Raw genomic sequence first — 21,231 nt, forward strand, 5'->3', positions numbered from 1 at the left:
TCATTCTCCTTTCTTAATTAAATTGATTCATTGTATCTATAAAGGAATGGCCATCCAATAGAAATTCAACAGCAGCGACAGATTGATCGATGCTTTGTTCGATCAAGGGTTGCGTCTCTTTACTAAAGGGACTGAGAACATGTTGGACGACTGTTTTTTTACCTTCTGGTCGACCAATACCAACTTTTATTCGATCAAAGATCGTACTATCCAAATGAGAGATAATACTCTTGATCCCATTATGTCCGCCTGCACTTCCTTTTTGTCGTAAACGGATTTTACCGATTGCTAAATCTAGGTCATCATAAACAACCACCAACTCTTCTGGATAAATCCCAAAGTAAGTCATCAATGAACCAACCGCTCGGCCAGATTCATTCATAAATGTTTGGGGTTTGACTAATAAAATTTTCTCACCTTTGTGGAAAAATTCAGCTACTTCTGCTTCAAATGTGTTTTTCTTAAAGGTCGCTTGGTGTTTTTCAGCCAAACGATCCACCACCATAAATCCAACGTTATGCTTTGTATGTTCATATTTCGTTCCTGGGTTTCCAAGCCCTACGATCATTTTCATTTCTGCGCTCATCCAATCTTATAAACAGCACAAAAGGCTGGACTGCTCATAGGCGGTCCAGTCTTTGACTCGATTTTTTATTATTTTAGCTCCTATTAGTATAACACACAATCCTTTGTTACAGCTAAAAAGAGAAACTTAATAAATGAAAAAATGATTAAAATTATAATTCAAAACTAATGAAATCATTGGTTTTGCTAAATAGTGAAATAACGCACATGTAAGCTTTTACATATGGTACAACCTTGTTATCTGTTATATTTTGTAACCAAATAGCGTGACAGCAGGCTTTTTCCATGTTAGCATAGGCATGGAAAAAACAAATCAATGGAAGGATTGATATAAATGACTGCAAACGCAGAAAAAAAAGATCATCAAAAAGTAATACTTGTTGGAGACGGTGCTGTAGGTTCTAGCTATGCCTTCGCTTTAGTTACACAAAATATCGCTCAAGAAGTTGGTATCATCGATATCAATACAGCAAAAACTGAAGGAGATGCGATCGACTTATCACACGCTCTAGCATTTACTTCACCTAAAAAAATCTATTCAGCTTCTTATGCAGATGCACATGATGCAGACTTAGTCGTTATCACAGCTGGTGCACCACAAAAACCAGGTGAAACACGTTTAGATCTAGTAAATAAAAACTTAAAAATCAACCGCGAAGTTGTTACACAAATCGTTGACTCAGGTTTCAATGGTATTTTCTTAGTTGCTGCTAACCCAGTTGATATTTTAACTTACTCTACTTGGAAATTCTCAGGTTTCCCTAAAGAGCGCGTAATCGGTTCAGGAACTTCACTTGACTCTGCTCGTTTCCGTCAAGCACTTGCTGAATTAGTTGACGTTGATGCACGTAACGTCCATGCGTATATTTTAGGTGAACATGGAGATTCTGAGTTCCCAGTTTGGTCACATGCCAATGTTGCTGGTTTACAAATCTATGAATGGGTGAAAAATAATCCAGACGTGGATGAAGAAGCAATGGTCAACTTATTCTTCGGTGTACGTGACGCTGCTTATACGATCATCGAGAAAAAAGGCGCAACATTCTACGGTATCGCTGTAGCTTTAGCACGTATCACTCGCGCGATCTTAGACGATGAAAATGCAGTTCTTCCATTATCTGTTTATATGAATGGTGAATATGGACTAAACGATATCTATATCGGTGCACCTGCTGTCATCAACCGTCAAGGTATCCAAAAAGTCATTGAAATTCCATTAAGCGACAGCGAACAAGATCGTATGGCCGCTTCAGCAAAACAATTAAAAGATATCTTAGATGAAGCTTTTGCTAAATTGGATGCTGAATAATTAATTACTTGAGACGCTATCGTTCTCACTAAAAAAGAATACACGTTGTTCCAGAAGTAATGTCTTCGAAAACAACCTCATCTTCACAGGGAATCCTGAAAATCGACCTTCCATTTTCTAGGATTTCCTGTTTTTTATACACTTCTGTATATAAAATCCTTGCCTAACTATCGTTATTTTTCTAAGCAGTATGTTAATTTTTATATAAAGAGGGACATCATTTCGTCTTTTACTGTAAATTATGCTATGATAGAGTCGTTACACCCTATAACTATTATTATTAAGGAGTTGCAGATATGACAAGATCTTCTCATCGAAAAAAATCAATGCGTATTGGTTTGCTTTCTGTTCTCGGTGTGATTCTAGTATTAATCGGCTTTTACACCTACCGTAGTACATATTACACGAATCGTTTTCTTCCTAAAACGGAAGTCAATTCGATCAATGTAAGTAACCTGACGATCGACCAAGCAAATGACAAGCTAAAAGAAGCTTATTCCAATAAGACGATTTCAATCAAAGAAAACGGAACGGTTTGGAAAGAAATTGCAAAGTCCGATCTTGGTTATAAAAAGGATTTTTCAACTGATCTAGCTTCCATCTTGAAAAACCAAAATGCTTGGACTTGGGGAATGAACTATGTAGCTGCGGCCGAAAAACAAGAAATCGATCCATTAAGTGCGGAACGGGAACAACTGGATCAAACGATCGAGACATTGTCTACGGAATTGACTGAATTGAATAAAGACCGTACGCCAACTGCCGATGCAACGATTGAAAAGTCTGGTGACTCATTTAAAATCAAGCCTGAAGTGAAAGGGAACACGGTCGATGTCGAAGCCGTTACGAAGGAATTGACAACTGTTGTCAATGATGGAAAAGATACCATTGATCTGACTGAGTTCCAAAAAGAACCAACGGTCACATCTACAGATAAAAAGTTGACTGAGCAATTAACGACAATGAATAATATCGCTAAAGTAAAAGGAACTTACAGTATCAATGGTGAAACAGTGACGATCCCTTCTTCACTCATCGTTGAATGGCTCACCTATGAAGATGGAAAACCTGCGCTTGATTCAGAAAAAGTTCGTCAATATGTTAGTGAACTTGGCGAAAAATACAATACAAGTACGAATGATACTAAATTCAAAAGTACCAAACGTGGCGAAGTAACTGTTCCTGCTGGCACGTTCAGTTGGACGATCCAAACAGATAGCGAAGTAACAGCTTTAACAGAAGCGATTTTAGCAGGACAAGATTTCACACGTTCACCAATTGTTCAAGGTAGTACAACTGCCGACCACCCATTGATTGAGGATACGTATATCGAAGTCGATTTAGAGAATCAACATATGTGGTTCTACAAAGATGGGAAAGTAGCACTTGAAACAGATATCGTTTCAGGAAAACCTTCTACCCCTACTCCTCCTGGTGTCTTTTATGTCTGGAATAAAGAAGAAAATGCTGTATTAAGAGGAACGAACGATGATGGTACACCATATGAAAGTCCAGTGAACTATTGGATGCCAGTCGATTGGACAGGTATCGGTATCCACGATTCGGATTGGCAACCAGAATATGGCGGCGACTTATGGCGAACTCGCGGTTCTCATGGTTGTGTCAATACGCCACCAGGTGTCATGAAAGAATTATTTGGAATGGTTGAAAAAGGTACGCCTGTTTTGATTTTTTAATCGTAACTACTAGAGCACAGTTGCAGACACGCAACTGTGCTCTCTTTTTTACTTCCTCTTCTTTATAAAAGTAAATAAAATACATATAACAACTGCAGTCAATGCCCCCATCGAATCAAGCATGACATCTTCGAACATTGGTGAACGGTCGCCTGTCAACATTTGATGGAACTCATCTAGACCGGCGTATCCTGTCGCAGATAACCAAGCAAGAACCCCCGTTAACCACCAGATTTTCATTTTCGGGAATACGCCTAGATACAGACTACCTCCTAATAGAAAATAGGTACCAAAATGGGCGCCTTTTCTTAAAAAGAATTCAATGAATTTGCTGTATCCAGAATGGTCGATACTGATAACACTTTCTCCATAAGTAAACTGGATACCTGATAATGCTTCTTTAAAGGGTTGGTTTGGGAACCACGCATCAATTCTTGAAAGTTGCGATTGTTGTCCATAGGTTTGCGAGGAGCTATAAAATAAAATAGCCATGATCATTAATGCAAACACTAAATAAAAATTTCCATTTTTTCTTTGTTTTTTTAAAAACTCCATAAGTCACCTCTTCTTTCTATGATAGCTTTTTTTTCATAAAACAACAATAATTTCTCCAAGACTTATTCCTTCTTTAAATGCTATACTAGAGATAGTACCATAAATATGAGAGGGGTTTTTTGATGACTTATTCGCTTAACTGGGATTTAGATTCTATCTTTCCTGGAGGAAGTGCTTCAACTGAATTAAATGAACGTTTGGCTCAATTAGAACGACAAATAGAAACATATTACGAACAAATCAATCAATGGTCATTTTCATCCGAAGATATCGATTCTCTTGTGACGATTTTGGCACTTCAAGAAAAAGTAACCAACGGCTTCAGCCAATGTAATAGTTATATTACTGCTTTATTATCTGCTAATGTAAAAGATTCCGATGCAAAGATTTTGTCTGGTAAACTCTATGCTTCATTACCACGTTGGCAAGCAGCAGATACGATCTTATCGAAAAAATTTGCAGAAATATCTGACAATGAATGGACACACTTGAGTGCTCAAGATCAATTAGCTCCGATTGCTTTTCGCATGAACGAAATTCGTCGCGATGGCGCACGCTTGTTATCTGAAAACGAGGAGCACATTATCAATACATTATCTTTGGATGGTTTGAATGCCTGGAGTAGTCATTATGATACGATTGTCGCTAGCGTGACTGTACCATTTGAACAAGAGGGAGAAATCATTGAATTATCTGCTGGTCAAGCATTCAATAAAATGATGGGTGATCCTGATCCAGAAGTCCGCAAACAATTATTTACAGCTTGGGAAACTGCTTGGCAAGAAAAAGCACCTTTATTTACAGACACTTTGAATCATTTAGATGGGTTCCGTCTATCCACCTATAAACTACACGGTACAACAGATTTCTTACAAAAGCCTTTAGAATATAATCGCTTGAAAAAAGAAACATTAGATGTAATGTGGGAGACGATCCAAAAAAATAAACAACCCCTTGTCGATTACTTAACAAGAAAAGCCAATCTTTTCGGTAAAGAAAAAATGGAATGGCAAGACCAAGATGCACCGATCATTCTAGGTGATATGAAAGAAAAAACCTTTACCTTTGATGAAGCGGCAGCATTTATCATTGAGAATTTCAATAAATTCAGTCCTAAAATGGCTGAATTTGCTCAAGACGCTTTTAACAAAAGTTGGATTGAAGCAGAAGATCGTCCTGGCAAACGACCTGGTGGTTACTGTACCGAATTGCCTGAAACACAAGAATCTAGAATCTTCATGACTTATAGTAATTCAGTCAACGAAGTCGCTACTTTAGCCCATGAGTTAGGTCACGCTTTCCATAGTAGTACGATGTGGGATCTTCCAGCGTTGAATCGTGAATACGCGATGAATGTTGCTGAAACAGCAAGTACCTTTGCAGAATTGATCGTAGCTGATGCAACACTTAAAGCGGCAACAACAAAAGAAGAAAAAATCAATTTGTTGGATACGAAACTACAAAATGCTCTGGCTATGTTCATGAATATCCATTCTCGTTTTATCTTTGAAAATCAATTCTATACTGCTCGACAAAAAGGACTAGTGGCAGAACAAGAGATCACTGATATGATGATCGAAGCGCAAAAAGAAGGATATGCAAATGCATTATCTACTTATCATCCTTATTTCTGGGCAGCAAAACTACATTTCTTTATTGATGATGTACCGTTTTATAATTTCCCTTATACCTTTGGTTACCTGTTCAGTTTAGGTATTTACGCCTATGCTAACGAGCAAGGTTCAAGTTTTGAACAAGAGTATATCGACTTACTACGCGATACTGCTTCGATGACAACGGAAGAATTGGCTCAAAAACACTTAGGTGTAGACTTAACGAAACCAGATTTTTGGCAAGCAGGTATCAACATGGTCTTAGAAGATATCCAAAACTTCATGGAATTGACGGAAGAATTTATTTGATCATGCTTTCTAAGCAAGAAAATTTTAAAGGATCGAACAGACAGTTACCAAAAACTGTTTGTTCGATCCTTTTCAGTTTCGTAAAAAAAAGAACTAACTCACTTTAGAGTTAGTTCTTCATAAATTACATACTTACAGCAAAGTCAGGTGCATACCATTGAACTGAGCCAATTTTAACACTTTCGCCCGGTTGTGGTGCATGGATGTATTGTCCGCCACCTAAAGAAATTGCTACGTGGTAAGTGCCACCAGCTGCTCCCCAGAATAATAAGTCTCCAGCTTTTGCTTGAGAAACTGAGATTCTAGCTCCTGCTGATTCTTGAGGTACAGTCCAACCACCGATGTCACGACCAGTTACTTGTAGGTACACATAGCGTGTAAATCCAGAACAGTCAAATCCACTTGGATCTTTTCCACCCCATACATAAGGAGTCCCAATGTATTTCATCGCTTCAGCTACAATCGCTGCTCCATTAGTAGATGGAGCCGTTGGCGCTGGAATTGATGGTGCCGGTGTTGATGGCTCCGGCGTTGATGGAGCTGGTGTTGCAGGTGTTGATGGCTCCGGTGTTGATGGAGTTGTTGGCTCCGGCGTTGATGGTGTTGTTGTTTCTGGAACTGATGGTGTAGTAGTAGATTCTTCTGTTGAAGATTCTGGTACACTGCTTTCAGTTGTTGAATCTTCTGTTGATGTAGATGATTCAGGAACTGAAGATTGTTCTGTTGAAGATTCAGCACTTGATGATGATTCTGAAGTAGCTGATTCAGAAACTTCTGTTGATTCTTGTACTGATGAAGAAGAAGCTTGTTCTTGCTCTTGTGCTGCTGCAGCGGCAACTGCTGCTGCTTGTTCACGTGCTTCTCTTTCAGCTTGTTCTTGTGCTGCTTGTTGACGCGCTTGCTCTGCTAAACGAGCTTGTTCACGAATACGTGCTTGCTCAGCTTCTGCTTCTGCTTTTTGGCGGTTCAAGTCTTCTTTTTTATCTTCTGCTGTTGCTTGTTCAGCCGCTAAAGTAGTTTTTAGGACATTTAAATCAGCTTGTTTTGATAGTAAGTCGCCTTTTTGTGATTCTAAAGCCGCTTGGTTTTCTGCTAACTCTTGTAGCTTCGCTTCATTTTCAGCTTTTTTATCTTCAACTGCCTGTTTGTCTTCTTTTTGTTGTTTCACTAAGTCTTGGTTCGCACGTACAATTGATGACATTGCTTGAACGCGTCCAATAGCATCTGAGAATGACTCAGCATTCAATACTGCATCGATGTAGTTAGAGCTTGTACCTTTAACTTGTGTTTCACGTGCTTGCTCTTGGATCGTTGCTTCGCGTTTTTCGATACGTTCTTGTAGATCAGCAATTTCTTGTGTCAATTGAGAAGACTCTTGACGTAGTGTTGCTTGATTAGCTAATAAAGTTTCAGCTTTTGTATTGATGTCAGCGACTTGACCTTCTAATGCCTCGATTTGAGATTGGGCACTTGCTTGTTGGTTTTGTAATTCCGCAATTTTTTGATCTTGTTGTTGTATTTGAGAATCAAAATCTTCCGCCGCGGCTGCGATCGGTGATGCTACGGCAGTCAAGGCCATTGAACTTACCATTACTGCTGATATTAAACTCTTTTTCACTCTTCATTCCTCCGACTGGCTTAATTTAATAAATATCTAAAAATATTTAAGTCTTTCTTAACGATAACAAAATTGTACCATAGCTGTATGTCAATGAGATAATAGTTATGTTACAAAAACATTTCAAAACAACTGATTATAATGACAGAAATGTAAGATGACATGGTTATTTTCATAATACATTTTTCAATAATTAAATAATACCCGTTTTAAATTAAATAAAAAAAGCCTGAGACATTGGGCCTCTCGCGTCACCTAAAACAGATTAAATGGCAGGCACAGAAGTAACTTCTTCGGCAATAAGGCGCCATCCACAAAAATTTGAAAAACAATTTTCGTGGATGGCGCCTTATTTCTCGAGACTAAACACTTCTGTCCCGACCTTCTTTGAATAGCTTCTTTAATGGGAATACAAGTAGAGCGAACAATACCATATTCAATAATAATGTTGGGCCTAAATATTTAGTGATAAAGTACGTACTATCTACACTCGCAAGTTTGAATACCATTTGTACGATCAATGTAAACAACTCATAGCCTGTGATGAAAATAATGAGGCTAAAAAACTCAGTAAAAATATTTACATGGATGACCGATTTCATCCCATACATGATAAATACTAATAAAGGTAAAGCAACTGCGTAAATACCGATCACACCAATATAGTAAGAATCAAAGATAATACCTAAAACTAATGTCGTGATCAATAAGTAGCGTTTGGAAAAACTCAAACTGCAAAATAGTAAAACCAATATCAAAAGATGCGCACTTGCCATGTAGTCACCGCTCGACCACCTGAACATCATTCGGGTAAAGTGCCCATCGATCAACATGAGTAAGAACAGGAGGATCGGCAAATAAATGGTCATTTTCTCTTTTTTCAGCATGGACTATTCCTCCACAAGACGTTTGATGATCGTTACTACTGGGAGATCATACATATCCGCATAAGGTTTGACATAGACTTCGCGATCTAGCCCATAACTATCTGGTTTTGTTTTGATGACTGTACCGATTTGTAGATCTGCTGGCGAGTTGCCTCCAAGACCTGATGTTTGTACTACGTCGCCCTCTTTGATTTCACTGTCACCTGTTAGCTGTGTCACAACTAGCGCTTGTAACTTTTCGTCATAATTCTTGAGTAAACCGAAAGATTCTCCGTTTCCAGAAGATACGCGGACAGGGAAATGGTTGGAACTTACATTTGATGAAGTCAGCAATTCTACTTTAGAAGAAGTGGCATTGACTTCAATGACACGTCCGACTAAACCTTTTTGCGCCATGACTGCCATATTGACTTCGATTCCATCATTTGATCCTTTATCGACGACTAATAGATCTTGCCATGAGTCAGGTGAACGAGTGATCACATTTGCTGTGACTCTTTCATAACTCGTCAACGTTTGGCTTAAATCGAGTTCGCTTTTTAGTGCATCGATTTCTTTTTGCATGTTCTTGTTTTTTTGAGCTATCTCATCATAGCTGTCGATTTTTTCTTTTAACCGTTCATTTTCTGAATAGGTGGTGAAAAGATGATGTACTGAATCCACGCCATTTTGGACCCATTTGACCGGAGCAGAAATCGTCCGATCGACAAAAGAGACACTGTCGTTCACAATAGATTGGAAGAAATTGGGCTTTCCTTCATTCGCTCGCTGGGCAGCTGTCACACTTAGGACCGTTACTACAATAATAACGATGACTAAGGTAATAATGATATTTTTATTAGGATTGAACTTCTTCACAAAGACACCTCGAATTAAATTAGACTCTTACCTGTAATTTTATCATTAAATAAGGGGAAACAAAAGGCTCGACCCTTCTTTTAAGCTTTTTTTAGCAAATAATTTAAACTGTCATTTTTCCGCTTCATTTCTTTTGCTACTTTGTCCTGAACCGATCAATCAATCTTTACTTTGGATGACTGAAATGATTCCTTCAGAGAAGCTGAAGGATGCTTTGTCAGTGACAAATTCATTGCTTGCATAAGAAGTTGGACGAGATACTTCCTCGTTTGATAGTTGATATTTGCTGTCAGATAATGTCAATTGACTAACAGGTGTCAAACAACAGTAAGCTAAATACTTCATTTCAGGAATTTTTTTTATCTCGTAAGCTCCTGGTAGATAGTAAGTGATTACGTTTTGTTTGTCTTGTATTTGGATCTGTCGTATAAAAGGTTGAAACCGTGGTTCTAATGCTAACCATAGATTAGCTAATAAATGATCTAATCTTCCACCAGTTGCACCGATCAGTGTCACGATTGCTTCTGGAAAGTGTTCGAATGTCTTTGCTAAACCTAGCTGAGTGTCCGTATCGTCTTTCTCCGCTGGCGCTTGGTGTACTTCGACAGCTTTATCGGATACTCGTTGATATTCTGAGGAAGACAATGAATCAAAATCACCGATTGCTAGATCTAACGAATAGCCTTTTTCAAGCAAATAGAGTGCCCCACGGTCGATGCCCACGTATCGATCAAATGATTGCTGTGACAAGTCTGGCCAATTTTCTGGTGATCCGCCTGCAACAAGTAATACTTCCATTAGCCTAATGCCTTTTTCAATTGATCGATTTGAGCTGCTGGATCTTCTGCACTATAGACATAGGAGCCTGCCACAAATACGTCTGCACCTGCTTCATGACAAATTTTTGCAGTTTCTGGAACGATTCCACCATCCACTTCGATTTGATAGGTCCAATCGTTCACCTTGCGTAATTCCGCTAACTCTGCGATTTTATCCACTGTTTCTGTAATAAAGCTTTGTCCGCCAAAGCCTGGATTGACTGTCATCACTAACACTTGATCAACTAAAGGCAAAACATGCTTGATCATTTCGATCGGTGTACCAGGATTGATAACGACCCCTGCTTTGACATCTAAATCTTTGATCATCTGGATCGCACGATGGATATGTGGTGTCGATTCCACATGGACCGTAATGATATCTGAACCTGCTTTTGCAAAATCAGCAATATAATTTTCAGGATTGATGATCATCAAATGAACGTCTAACGGTAGTTTTGTGACCGGACGAATTGCTTGCACTACATTCGATCCGAATGTAATGTTGGGAACGAATTGGCCGTCCATTACGTCCACATGGATATAGTCTGCTCCACCTTTTTCTACTCGTTCAATGTCTGTTTGGAGATTGGCGAAATCTGCGCTTAAAATCGATGGTGCTATTTTCATAAAAATACCCTCCTACTTTCTTCTAGTTTCTTTTTTGTTGTACATCGGTTTACGGTTTTCAACTTCTTGCAAAAATTGCAAGTAATTGTCATAGCGAGTCTGTGCAATTTCTTTTGCCGCTACTCTTCGTTTGACTTCACAATCTGGCTCTTTTACGTGCATACACTCTCTAAAGCGACAGTCTACAGAAGCATCGACAAATTCAGGGAATTGTTTGGATAACTCGACAGGTTCGATGACTAAGAAATCAATAGAACTGAAACCTGGTGTATCGGCAACCAATCCATCATAAAGTGGTAATAACTCGACATGTCTTGTCGTGTGACGTCCCCGTCCCAAAGAATCAGATATTTCACCTGTTTCTAACTCAAGTTCTGGTGAGATTTGGTTGAGCAACGTCGATTTACCTGCACCTGACTGTCCCATGAAAACAGTCAGTCTTTCTGGAAAATAGCGAACTAATTCATCCGTGTCACCCTGTGTGCGAGGGACGATCACTGGATAGCCGATTTTTTCGTAAGTCTCTTTAATTTCTTTTATTTGTGTAGAATCGACAGCTAAATCCGTTTTCGTCAAATAGATCACTGGCTCGATCGATTCATATTCCAACATGACTAAAAAACGGTCGAGTAGATTATAAGAGAATGTTGGTTCAATCAGACTCGTCACAACAACTCCTAAATCAACATTTGCTACTGGTGGTCGTACTAATTGATTTTTACGTGGTAAAACTTCTAGTAGATAGCCATCGGTCTTGTTTTCACTTTCAAATATGACTTGATCGCCAACAAGGGGCGTGATCTTTCGATTACGAAAATTCCCTCGACCTCGTGTCTGATAGGTCTCTCCATCTTTATATACGTAATAAAATCCACTTATTGCTTTTCTGATTTGCCCTTTAATGAAACCCACCTCCATTTTTAGTATATTTTACCATAGGACAACAGAAGTTAGGAGAAATCACCAAAAAATAGACCTAAGAATTTCCTCAAATGCCGCCGACATTTTGAATTCTCAGATCTATTTTTTATCATTGTCGTTTTAGTTCGTTTAATTCTGTCTACTAGTCACTATCCGTCGAGGACGTTGTAGTGGTACTACTACTAGTTGTTTCGGAACTTGAACTACTGCTTGAACTGCTAGAAGAACTGCTGGAAGAATCTTTTTCAGAACTTGATGATGCTTTCGCTGGGTCTGGTCCTTTTGAGTAGATCACACTGACGATCGTTCCTGATGTGATTGATGCACCTACTCCTGGATCTGTACGGATCACTTTGTCTTTTTCTACTGTATCTGAAAACTCATACGTTTCATGACCAATGTAGTCGGCACCGATACCAGATAAGTAACTTTGCGCATCACTTTTCGTATAACCAGAAATGTCATTCAGTGTCTTCGCATCTGGTCCTTTACTCACCACGAAACTAATAAATGTCGCATCCGTCAATGGTTCCCCAAAACTTGGTGACTGACTGATGATTGCACCGGCTGGGACCGTATCACTATAATCATTCGTTGCACTGATATTCGTATAGCCATTCGTTCTCAAAATACTAAGAACTGTTTCATAGTTTTGTCCGGTGTAATCGCTCATCGTCGGCTGACTTCCTTTACTAACGGTAAAAGTAATCGTATCTGATGTGGGGTCGACTTCTGTTCCTTCATCTTCTGATTGTGAGATGATATTTCCACTAGTGACCTCATCACTAAATTCTTCTTCTTTTTTGATTCTACTTGAAGAGAAACCTAAATCCAGTAGCTGCTTGCGCGCTTCATCGTAAGACATACCCGTAAAATCATCGAGTTGGATTTTCTTCTTACCTGTACTGATATAAAGCGTGACTTCACGATTTTGTTTCACTGTTGTTCCTGAGGCTGGATCTGTTTTGACCACATTTCCTTTCTCAATCGTATCGTCAGCAATTTCTTCAGTGTTCGTTGCTACCTTTAATTTTGCTTGTGTCAAAGCTTCTCTTGCTGAAGCTTCGGATTGACCCGAAACATCGGGAACCGTTACTTCTCCTCGTCCACCTGAAGCAAATAAAATCGCTGTCCCAATTCCTAACAAAGCAAGCAAGACCAGCAAAATGATCCACCATTTTTTTCTTTTTTTAGTCTTTACATCTGGCATTGTTTCTTCGGGATCTGGTAATTCTTCCGCTGGTTTCTCTTCGGGAAGAGGCATTGACTTAAAGGAATCTGGCATCGGTGTTTCTGCCGTCAGTGGTGTCAATACTCTTGTTTCGTTGTCCATCGCCTGGGGTTGCCATTTTTCTTCGTTTGCTCGTTCTAACGACAACACCGTTGCTAGGTCATCTGCCATTTCTTCTGCCGTTTTATACCGGTCGACAGGTTCTTTGGCTGTTGCTTTCAAGACAACATTCTCCAATGACTGAGGTGCCCCTGGATCTAACTCTTTGATTGAAGGCAAGTCATCCTGAAAATGTTTCAGTGCAATGGTGACAGCTGATTCCCCATCAAAAGGAACGCTTCCTGTCAGCATTTCATATAAAATGATCCCTAACGCATAGATATCTGATTGTTTTGTCGCCATACTACCTCTTGCTTGTTCTGGTGAAAGGTAGTGAACCGAACCAAGCATCGTATTCGTTTGGGTGATCGATGTTTCAGATAAAGCAATCGCAATACCAAAATCGGTGATTTTCACAACACCTTCATTATCGATCAAGACATTTTGTGGTTTTAAATCTCGGTGGATGATTTGATGGCTATGTGCTAAAGAAATCGCAGACAAGATTTGTTGCATGATGTTTACTGCTGTTTCATAAGGAATCGGATAGTGCGTTTGGATATAACGTTTTAAATCCATTCCCTTTACATATTCCATAACTAAGTACTGCATGTTATCTTCTTCACCGACATCATAAACACTGACGATATTTGGATGAACTAATTCGGTTGCCGCTAATGCTTCTCGTTGAAAACGACGGATCGCCGTTTGGTCATTTTGGAAATCAAAGCGTAGGACTTTGATTGCAACATCTCGATCTAAAATCAAGTCATGGGCTAAAAAGACATTTGCCATACCGCCACTACCGATGTTACCGGTAATTTGGTAACGACCATTTAATTTTCTTCCTGGCTCAATCATGCAACATCCTCCTTGTATTCAATAAGAAGAACGCTGATATTATCTGCTCCGCCAGCTTCATTTGCTTGATCCACTAATTGCGTTACTTTTTCTGATAATGATCCTTCTTGATTGATGATCGTACCGATCGTTTCTTCTGACAGCATATTCGTCAAACCATCCGAACATAGAAGCAAACGATCTTGGAGTTGCCAAAGATACGTTGCAACATCGACTTCTAATGATCCTGGCATGCCGACAGATCGAGTCAAGATATTCTTACGTGGATGATTGACGGCCATTTCTTCGCTGATTTCACCAGATTTGACTAATTCATTTACTAAAGAATGGTCTTCCGTCAAGCGAATGATCCGATTATCGCGAAGCAAATACGCACGACTATCGCCAACATTGGCAATCGTGAAACGTTCCTCTGATAGGGCAGCTGCTACGATCGTTGTTCCCATTCCGTTATATTCAAGCTGTTCTTGTCCTAATTGATGAATCGCGCGGTTTTCTTCTTGGATTGCTTGGATAAACCACTGCGCGATTTTTTCGTCATCAAGTAACGCTTGCTCTTCCCAGGCTTTCCCTAAATTTGTGACGGCCATTTGACTAGCAATATCGCCTGCGCGGTGCCCACCCATGCCATCTGCTAAAACCGCCAGCGTGAGACCGACTTGGTTTTCAAATACACTGACATAATCTTGATTCGTATTACGTCTTCTTCCTACATCTGATTGATATTCAATCTGCATACTTTCACCTCATTACTTTTTGCGCAAACAGCAAATGAAAAAGCCATCTGTATAAGATTGATGTGGATACAACGTCAACATCTTATCCTTGATTGATGATTGTAGCACAGGATCAACTAAAACATCAATCTTCTCAAAATCAGGATGTCGTTGTAAAAACGCTGAAACAACTTCTTGATTCTCTTCTTTCAAAATCGTACAAGTACTGTAGGTCAATATTCCTGAAGGTTTAAGAGCCGTAGCCACACTTTCCAAAATAGCTAGTTGGATAGCCGGTAAATTGGCTAATTCTTTTTCATTATTTTTATAACGAATATCTGGTTTTCGGCGTAACAAGCCAAAACCGGAACATGGAGCATCTACTAAAATACGGTCAAATTGTTCTGCTTCAAACTGTTCTTTGACTTCACGTGCATCCATTTTTTGTGCGAACACTGCGTTGGCAACTCCTAAACGGCGAGCGTTCTCTTCCACTAGTTTTACTTTGTGGTCATGGACATCTAGAGCCACGACTTCTCCTCCACAAGTTGGATCAAGGAACGTGGCGATATGGGTCGTTTTGCCACCAGGGGCAGCGCAGGCATCTAGTACATGATGTTCTGGCTCAATCTGCATCGCTGGTGCAACAAGCATCGAGCTTTCATCTTGGATCGTCATCAAGCCATCGTGAAAAAGTGTCGTAGAGGCAAGTCTGCCCTTTTCAGCAATCACACCATATGGGCTTATTGGACTTGCTTTTACATCTAGTCCTTCTTCTTTCAATTGATCCAGTGCTTGTTCACGCGAAAGTTTACGGGTATCAATACGGCCACTCACATGACTTGGTTGATACAATGAAAGACCTAACTTTTCTGTTTCCTCGTAGCCGATTTGGTCAATTAAGCGCTGTGTCAGCCAATTCGGCAGACTTAATTTAACGGCTAAACGTTCGACTTCATCTGTGATAGTTTCCAGATCAGGTTTTCCTTGACGTAAATAATTTCTTAATACGCCGTTCACAAATTTCCCTGCGCCGGGGTTACCTTTGATTTTTGCAATTTCTACTGCTTCATTCAAAATTGCATGATCAGGTACTTTATCTAAAAATTCGAGTTGATAGACAGACAAATACAGCAAAGTTTTGACCCAGTCATCCACTTTTTTTGCATTTGCAATCAATGGCGCAACATAAAATGCAATCAAACGATGGCGACTGATCGTTCCATACACTAGTTCTGTAAACAGACCGATATCTTTTTGGTTAAGATCGCCTTGGTTGATCATCTCATTCAACAATAGATTGGAGTATGCTCCACCTTTGTTGACACGCTCTAATGTCATCAACGCCATAAAGCGAACCGAACGTTTCATTTTTTTTGGTATTTTCGCCATTATTTCACCTGCTGTCCTACAGCGACTTGTTGTCCACTGCCATTTAGGAATTCTTGTATTAGTTGTTTTGCTTTACCGGCAGGTTGTAGTTCTTTGATCGATAATACCGTCTGTTCCCCACAAGCTACCCATAATTGTTTTTTATCTTTATGGATGATAGTCCCTGGTGTTTCAGATGTCGTCTCATCTGCCAACACATCTACTGCCCAAAGCTTCCAGCGTGTTCCTTCATAGGTTGTAAAAGCAATGGGCCATGGACGCATGCCACGAACTTGGCAGTCGATTTCTTCTGCTGTTTTTTCCCAATTGATTGCTTCTTGTTCACGTGTGATATTCGGTGAAAACGTTGCTTGATCCTCATTTTGAGGCGTAGGCGTCAATTCGCCAGAAATGATCTTTGGTAGTGTTTCTAGCAATAACTCTTTGCCTAATAGACTAAGTTTTTCAAACATCGTACCGACATCATCTTGTTTAGTGATTGGTAGGCTTGCTTGTGAGAAAATACCGCCCGCATCCATTTTCTTGATCATCTCCATGATCGTTACACCTGTCTCTTTTTCCCCGTTGATAATGGAATAATGGACTGGCGCACCGCCACGATATTTTGGTAGTAAAGAGGCATGAACATTGATTGCTCCATGTGTTGGAACTTGCAATAGTTTCTCCGGTAAGAATTGACCAAACGCTGCTGTTACCAGCACATCTGGTTGCAAATCAATGATTGTTTGCATTTCTGGAGAACCCGTGATTTTTTCTGGCTGTAGCACAAGAAGATCGTACTTCAACGCCGCTACTTTCACAGGTGTTGGGGTAATGATTTTTTTTCTTCCCACTGGTCGATCAGGTTGTGTCACGACAGCGACGATCTCATACCCTTGGTCGATCAGCCCTTCTAGTACAGGAACTGAAAATGCTGGGGTTCCCATAAATACGATTTTAGTCATCTAAATGTTCCTCCATGTATTCTTCGAGTTTTTCTTCGGGGATTTGTTCGATCATTTTATCGATAAATAAAATCCCATCTAAGTGATCGATCTCATGTTGAAAGGCACGTGCAAGATAGCCAAACGCGGTAACTTCGATTTCCTCTCCGTCACGATCATAATATCGAACTGTTACTTCATCTGCACGTTTGACTGTACCGTAGACATGCGGAATACTTAAGCAACCTTCCACATCGATGCTTTCTCCTTTTGCCTCGATGATCTCAGGATTGATGAGTTCAAACTTATCCCCTTCATCGACTTCAACAATAGCGATCCGTTGATTTTTGCCGACTTGCGGCGCGGCGATGCCGACGCCGTCATTTGCCACCATTGTTTCATACAAGTTATCTAACAAGACGATGGTCTCATCAGTGATCATATCGATTGGTTGGGCTTTTCGATTCAATTTTTTATTTGGGTGGATCATTATTGGATAACGCATAGTGTTTCCTTTCTTAAATAAAATGTAGCGGCTCGTTGTCGATCGCAACAAATAGATTTTGTCGCTGTTCTTTTTGACTTTGATCCAAAATTTCTTTCAGAACGTTAGGCAGTTCTGGTTCATGTTTATATTTGATGATCAGCTGATAGTAATAGCGATTTTTCACACGTAAAACGGTGCTAGGTACCGGACCTAACAGAAGGCTGTTCGTTCCTAATACTTGTTTTAATTGACTGGCGATCTGAAAGATTTTTTTGGCTGCGACTTGTTCTTCTGGATGGCTCGTCGTGATTTTCACAGTGAAGTAATAAGGCGGATAGCCTCCACGATGGCGTACATTCATTTCTTGTTGATAAAAGCGTTCATAATTTTGTTCCTTTGCTAAAGTTACCGCATAGTGATTCGGATTAAATGTTTGGATCACGACTTCCCCAGCTTTTTCGGCTCTTCCTGCCCTTCCGGAGACTTGTGTCAATAATTGGAAGGTATGTTCACTAGAACGAAAATCTGGCAGATTCAACGAAGTGTCTGCATTTAGAACGCCGACTAAGGTCACATCAGGAAAATCTAACCCTTTTGCGATCATCTGCGTTCCTAGTAGAATATCCGCTTGTTTGTCCCCAAATTTTTGTAAGATTCGTTCATGCGCGCCTTTTTTTCTGGTGGTATCCACATCCATCCGCAAGATTCTTGCTTGAGGATACAGTGCTTTTAACTCTTCTTCCACTTTTTGTGTTCCCGTTCCATAATACCGGATCTTGTTTTCCCCACAATTTGGACAACGATGCGGGATCGCTTCTTCATGTCCACAATAATGGCAACGCATCGAGCGAGAATCCATATGGAGAGTCAATGAGATATCGCAATTTGGGCAAGGCAAGACAAAGCCACAATCTCGGCACATCACAAAGGAAGAATACCCTCGTCGATTCAATAGAAGAACTGTCTGTTCTTTTTTTTCTAATCGATCTTGGATTTTTTCTTGTAATAATTGAGAGAACGTCGATGTCTGATTCTTTTCGAATTCTTCACGCATATCGACGACTTCGATCTCAGGTAATTGCGCACTCATTTTCGCACGCTGACTCAAATGCAACATGCGATAGACCCCTTTTTGTGCACGGGCTCTTGATTCGAGGGAAGGTGTCGCGCTCCCCAAAACGATCGGACAATGATGGTAATTCCCACGCCATATAGCTAAATCTCTGGCATGGTAACGCGGGGTTTCATCTTGTTTATAGCTCGATTCATGCTCTTCATCAATGATGATCAACCCAATGTTCTCTAGTGGGGCAAAGATCGCTGAACGTGCACCGACGACGACCTGCGCTTCATTGCGCTCGATTTTACGCCATTCATCATATTTCTCACCTTGAGATAAGCCACTATGTAAAACTGCGACGGATTCTCCAAAGCGCCCTTTAAAACGTTCGACCATCTGAGGGGTCAATGCGATTTCAGGAACCAACATGATTGCTGTCTTCTTCTCTGCCAAGACATCAGCAATGGCTTGAAGATAGACTTCCGTTTTCCCACTACCAGTAATTCCTTCAAGTAAAAAGGTTTCATTCTTTTCCTGATGACAGGCTTCAATGATCTGCTGAACCGCCGATTGTTGTTCTTCATTCAATTGTAAGGCAGTCGTTCGTTCAAATACCCGGTCTTTATAAGGGTCACGATAACTTTCGACTTCTTCGATACGCAACCAACCTTTATCTCTACCTTGATTCAATACGGCAGAACTGACTCCTTTTTCTTTGAAATAAGCAATAGGCATTGGTTTTTCCATTTCTGACAAATAAAGAAGTAATTCTTTTTGTTTTTTCGCATTTTGCCTCAAGGTGCCCCAAGCTTCATCGAGTTGTCCTTTTGACAAAAGAGAGTGCACGACACGGATCGTTTTCACTTTGTTTTTTGTATGGACTTCGTAACGGATATCAACTAGCTTGTTTTTACGCCAACGGATCAATTGCGGTAAGATCCCAGTTTCTTCCGCTTCCTTCCAAGAAATCTCTTGTCTACCTGCGAAAAATGCAACGACTTCTGGTTCATCGGTCACTGGGTAAATGAGCTTATCGTATTCTGCTTTCATGACACTTGGTAGCATCGTTTGTAAACAGGTGATTTTAAAAGCATACGTAATGGTTTTCATATAGTCTGCTAACCTCATCAACTCTTGATTGACAACAGGTGCCAGGTCAAGTAATTGAAGGATTGGCTTTAATTCTTTTTTTAGAGGTTGCTCGTTGGCTGTCAACGCCATCACAAAGCCTTGGACTTGGCGATTGCCGTTTCCAAATGGTATCGCTACACGCATACCGACTTGGATAGCCGCTTCCATTTCAGAAGGAACCAAGTAGGTGAATGCTTGGTCGGTTTGCATAGTTGGTACATCGACAATCACATCCGCAATAACAGTCATGGACTCCTTCTCCTTTCTTCATCTTGGTTTTAAACACAAAATGGCTCTTGCCTATTTTACTAGAGATTCCTTGTTTTGTCTTACTTTCTGCCAAATCCTAACAAAAAATTAACGCAGGAAAAAAAAGAGCCTAGGAACATTTCCCAAGCTCAAATCTTTTGCTATCCATAAGCTGAATAGTGAGTTGATTTTATAGTTTTTGCTCGTCACGGATACGAGACTCTAATTCTTGTTGTGCACGGTCTTTTTGCGCACGACGTTCTTCGTCTTCCATACGTAGACGTTCACGTTTTAATTCAGGATGTGGATCACTGATCACATTTCCTGCTTCGATTTCTTCTAAAGCTTGTCCAACACTTTTGACAGAATCAAATGAATCCATTGTTGGTTGTGCTTTTGCGTCTAATTCATGTGCGCGTTTACTTGCTAAGATCACTAGAGAATATTTTGAATTCACGCGATCTAATAATGAGTCGATTGAAGGTTTTAACATCATAAGACTACATCTCCTTTAACATTTTGATATATTTTCCGATGACACGATCGACACGGAAATGTTCACTTGCAATAATATCTTTGATTCGGTTGACCGCTAATGGAACTTCATCATTGACAACAGCATAGTCATACAGTGCCATCATCTCGATTTCTTCCTTAGCGACTTTCATTCGTTCTTCGATTACTTCATCTGCATCTGTCCCACGCCCAACGATTCGTGATTTCAATTCTGCTAAATCTGGGGGCGTCAGGAAAATAAATACGCCGTCAGGTACTTTTTCTTTTACTTGTTGTGCACCTTGGACTTCAATTTCAAGAAAAACGTCTTTTCCTTCGTCTAAGGTTTTGTTGACATACGATAGTGGTGTACCATAATAATTCCCGACATATTCTGCATATTCCAACATTTCGCCTTTAGCGATCATTTGTTCAAATTCTTCGCGGCTTCGGAAATAGTAGTCGACTCCTTCAACTTCTCCTTCACGCATCTTGCGTGTCGTCATCGAAATCGAATATTGGAAATCATTATCCTCACTCTCAAAAATTGCTTTTCGCACTGTGCCTTTTCCCACACCGGATGGACCAGACAACACGATTAATAATCCACGCTCTGACATGACGACGTCCTTTCAACTAGTCTTTTTTATACTATTGCTTATTTTGCACTTTTTTCTTGCAACTTTCAAGGCTATTTTTTTATTATAGCTAGAAAACCTAGAAAAAGCTAGTCTACTTCCCACTAAAGAGTCCGAGACAAAAGTAAAAATAACTTTTGTTGGATACC

Annotated in this window: 19 protein-coding genes; 3 read left to right on the top strand and 16 right to left on the bottom strand. The window is 40.0% G+C overall.

Going from position 1 to position 21,231, the window contains the following annotated elements:
• Window positions 1–13: 13 nt before the first annotated feature.
• Window positions 14–574 (bottom strand): aminoacyl-tRNA hydrolase, encoded by a 561-nt coding sequence (gene pth, locus IGJ39_RS12940; RefSeq protein ID WP_438764947.1) that lies wholly within the window; start codon window positions 572–574, stop codon window positions 14–16.
• Between the two features lie 345 nt (window positions 575–919).
• On the opposite strand from pth, the gene IGJ39_RS12945 reads away from it, so the two are divergent.
• Both IGJ39_RS12945 and IGJ39_RS12950 read left to right on the top strand, forming a co-directional pair.
• Window positions 920–1,894 carry an L-lactate dehydrogenase gene (locus tag IGJ39_RS12945; protein WP_019722338.1) on the top strand — a complete coding sequence of 325 codons (975 nt, stop codon included), beginning with the start codon at window positions 920–922 and terminating at the stop codon, window positions 1,892–1,894.
• Window positions 1,895–2,190: 296 nt separating this feature from the next.
• Window positions 2,191–3,591, top strand: coding sequence for a L,D-transpeptidase family protein (locus IGJ39_RS12950; protein WP_062806046.1), 1,401 nt, complete (start codon window positions 2,191–2,193; stop codon window positions 3,589–3,591).
• Window positions 3,592–3,639: 48 nt separating this feature from the next.
• On the opposite strand, the gene IGJ39_RS12955 is transcribed toward IGJ39_RS12950, so the two are convergent.
• Window positions 3,640–4,146, bottom strand: a complete 507-nt coding sequence (locus IGJ39_RS12955) for a VanZ family protein (RefSeq protein ID WP_019722340.1) — start codon at window positions 4,144–4,146, stop codon at window positions 3,640–3,642.
• 122 nt (window positions 4,147–4,268) lie between these two features.
• Between IGJ39_RS12955 and IGJ39_RS12960 the strand changes: the two genes are divergently transcribed.
• Window positions 4,269–6,068: a M3 family oligoendopeptidase gene (locus IGJ39_RS12960; RefSeq protein ID WP_019722341.1), complete on the top strand. Its 1,800-nt coding sequence runs from the start codon at window positions 4,269–4,271 to the stop codon at window positions 6,066–6,068.
• A gap of 124 nt (window positions 6,069–6,192) precedes the next feature.
• Here the strand turns inward: IGJ39_RS12960 and IGJ39_RS12965 are convergent, their stop codons facing one another.
• From IGJ39_RS12965 to gmk, 14 genes are all read right to left on the bottom strand, one after another.
• Window positions 6,193–7,686, bottom strand: coding sequence for a C40 family peptidase (locus IGJ39_RS12965; protein ID WP_019722342.1), 1,494 nt, complete (start codon window positions 7,684–7,686; stop codon window positions 6,193–6,195).
• Between the two features lie 362 nt (window positions 7,687–8,048).
• Window positions 8,049–8,573 carry a rod shape-determining protein MreD gene (mreD, locus tag IGJ39_RS12970; protein ID WP_019722343.1) on the bottom strand — a complete coding sequence of 175 codons (525 nt, stop codon included), beginning with the start codon at window positions 8,571–8,573 and terminating at the stop codon, window positions 8,049–8,051.
• Between the two features lie 3 nt (window positions 8,574–8,576).
• Window positions 8,577–9,431: a rod shape-determining protein MreC gene (mreC, locus tag IGJ39_RS12975; RefSeq protein ID WP_010734107.1), complete on the bottom strand. Its 855-nt coding sequence runs from the start codon at window positions 9,429–9,431 to the stop codon at window positions 8,577–8,579.
• A gap of 159 nt (window positions 9,432–9,590) precedes the next feature.
• Window positions 9,591–10,229 carry a thiamine diphosphokinase gene (locus IGJ39_RS12980; RefSeq protein WP_019722344.1) on the bottom strand — a complete coding sequence of 213 codons (639 nt, stop codon included), beginning with the start codon at window positions 10,227–10,229 and terminating at the stop codon, window positions 9,591–9,593.
• Window positions 10,229–10,879, bottom strand: coding sequence for a ribulose-phosphate 3-epimerase (gene rpe / locus IGJ39_RS12985; RefSeq protein ID WP_019722345.1), 651 nt, complete (start codon window positions 10,877–10,879; stop codon window positions 10,229–10,231). The genes IGJ39_RS12980 and rpe overlap by 1 nt, the downstream gene beginning before the upstream one ends.
• Window positions 10,880–10,891: 12 nt before the next feature.
• Window positions 10,892–11,791 (bottom strand): ribosome small subunit-dependent GTPase A, encoded by a 900-nt coding sequence (gene rsgA, locus IGJ39_RS12990; RefSeq protein ID WP_029593934.1) that lies wholly within the window; start codon window positions 11,789–11,791, stop codon window positions 10,892–10,894.
• A gap of 151 nt (window positions 11,792–11,942) precedes the next feature.
• On the bottom strand, window positions 11,943–13,991 hold the full coding sequence (gene pknB, locus IGJ39_RS12995; RefSeq protein WP_019722346.1) for a Stk1 family PASTA domain-containing Ser/Thr kinase: 2,049 nt from the start codon (window positions 13,989–13,991) through the stop codon (window positions 11,943–11,945).
• Window positions 13,988–14,728 carry a Stp1/IreP family PP2C-type Ser/Thr phosphatase gene (locus IGJ39_RS13000; protein ID WP_010734102.1) on the bottom strand — a complete coding sequence of 247 codons (741 nt, stop codon included), beginning with the start codon at window positions 14,726–14,728 and terminating at the stop codon, window positions 13,988–13,990. The genes pknB and IGJ39_RS13000 overlap by 4 nt, the downstream gene beginning before the upstream one ends.
• 12 nt (window positions 14,729–14,740) lie before the next feature.
• Window positions 14,741–16,099 (bottom strand): 16S rRNA (cytosine(967)-C(5))-methyltransferase RsmB, encoded by a 1,359-nt coding sequence (gene rsmB, locus IGJ39_RS13005; protein WP_019722348.1) that lies wholly within the window; start codon window positions 16,097–16,099, stop codon window positions 14,741–14,743.
• Window positions 16,099–17,043: a methionyl-tRNA formyltransferase gene (fmt, locus tag IGJ39_RS13010; protein WP_019722349.1), complete on the bottom strand. Its 945-nt coding sequence runs from the start codon at window positions 17,041–17,043 to the stop codon at window positions 16,099–16,101. The genes rsmB and fmt overlap by 1 nt, the downstream gene beginning before the upstream one ends.
• Complete coding sequence (gene def / locus IGJ39_RS13015; RefSeq protein ID WP_019722350.1) at window positions 17,036–17,527, bottom strand: peptide deformylase; 492 nt, start codon at window positions 17,525–17,527, stop codon at window positions 17,036–17,038. The genes fmt and def overlap by 8 nt, the downstream gene beginning before the upstream one ends.
• A gap of 13 nt (window positions 17,528–17,540) precedes the next feature.
• On the bottom strand, window positions 17,541–19,949 hold the full coding sequence (priA, locus tag IGJ39_RS13020) for a primosomal protein N' (RefSeq protein WP_019722351.1): 2,409 nt from the start codon (window positions 19,947–19,949) through the stop codon (window positions 17,541–17,543).
• Between the two features lie 190 nt (window positions 19,950–20,139).
• Entirely contained in the window at window positions 20,140–20,445 is a 306-nt protein-coding gene (gene rpoZ, locus IGJ39_RS13025; protein WP_010734097.1) for a DNA-directed RNA polymerase subunit omega, read from the bottom strand.
• Window positions 20,446–20,449: 4 nt separating this feature from the next.
• Complete coding sequence (gene gmk, locus IGJ39_RS13030) at window positions 20,450–21,064, bottom strand: guanylate kinase (protein WP_010734096.1); 615 nt, start codon at window positions 21,062–21,064, stop codon at window positions 20,450–20,452.
• Window positions 21,065–21,231: the final 167 nt, after the last annotated feature.

The sequence above is a fragment of the Enterococcus sp. AZ140 genome, assembly GCF_051714405.1.
Taxonomy (GTDB): Bacteria; Bacillota; Bacilli; order Lactobacillales; family Enterococcaceae; genus Enterococcus_B; species Enterococcus_B pernyi.